Source organism: Streptomyces sp. NRRL S-31 (genome assembly GCF_000718775.1).
Lineage (GTDB): Bacteria > Actinomycetota > Actinomycetes > Streptomycetales > Streptomycetaceae > Streptomyces.
Genome location: NZ_JOCB01000225.1, coordinates 1 through 1039, shown reverse-complemented (window position 1 = coordinate 1039; position 1039 = coordinate 1). Strand labels below are relative to the sequence as shown.

Annotated in this window: 1 protein-coding gene; it reads left to right on the top strand. The window is 66.0% G+C overall.

The window, feature by feature from the left end:
• Positions 1-236: 236 nt before the first annotated feature.
• Positions 237-1039: IS5 family transposase (locus IF37_RS0138305; protein WP_079166081.1), on the top strand; the 803-nt coding region annotated here is incomplete at its 3' end.

Sequence of the window (1039 nt, the reverse complement as noted above, 5' to 3'; positions counted from 1 at the left end):
AGAGGTCGTTTTCGCCAGGACTGCCCGTGTATCCAGCGATTTCTAGATCGCCGGTTTGTGGTGCTCGTGCCGCTGGAGATGCGGGTTGGTTCTTGCTGTTCAGATGGGGTGGCAGGTGAGGCGGGAAGTGACTTGTGTCTGTCTCATCCCAGGACGCCCGGTCTTCGCGGACGTGTGCTTCCGTTGGTGTCGCTGTGCGCCTGGGCGCAATCGGTCCACGGCGGTACGCCGGAAGCATGCCGACACGACGCCCTTATCCGAGTGATCTGTCCGATGCCCGCTGGGAGTTGATCGAGCCGGTGCTCTCGGCCTGGCGCTTCGAGCGCCGCGGCAGGGCCTTGGACTTCGGCCGGCCGCCGGAACATGACCTGCGCGACATCATGGACGCGATCTTGTACGTGGACCGCACCGGGGTCCAGTGGCGCTATCTGCCACACGACTTCCCGCACTGGAACACGGTTTACGGCTACTTCGCCAAGTGGCAGCAGGACGGCGTGTTCGCCCAGCTCAACGGCCTGCTGCGGCAACTGCTACGGGAGAAGGAAGGACGGGACGCCGAGCCGTCGGCCTGTGTGATCGACGCCCAGAGCGTCAAGACCTCCACCAGCGTTCCCGCCGCCGACCAGGGCATCGATGCCGGGAAGAAGATCGTCGGCAGGAAACGGAACATCGTCACCGACACCCTCGGACTGCTGCTTGCCGTGCTGGTCACCGCGGCAAGCGTGCAGGACTCCGCCGCCGGCGCCCGGCTCCTGGACCAGGTCGCCGCCGACCATCCCGGCATCCGCAAGGTGTGGGTCGACGGTGGCTACCGCCAGCACCTCGTCGAACATGCCGCCGTTCTCGGCATCGACATGGAAATCACCGCTCGCAAGCCCGGGACCAGAGGCTTCACCCCCATCCCGAAGCGGTGGGCGGTCGAACGGACCTACGGCTGGCTCATGCTCCACCGCCGCCTCGCCCGCGACTACGAAACCCTGCCCACCCGATCCGAAGCCATGATCCACCTCGCCATGACCGACCTCATGGCTCGCCGCCT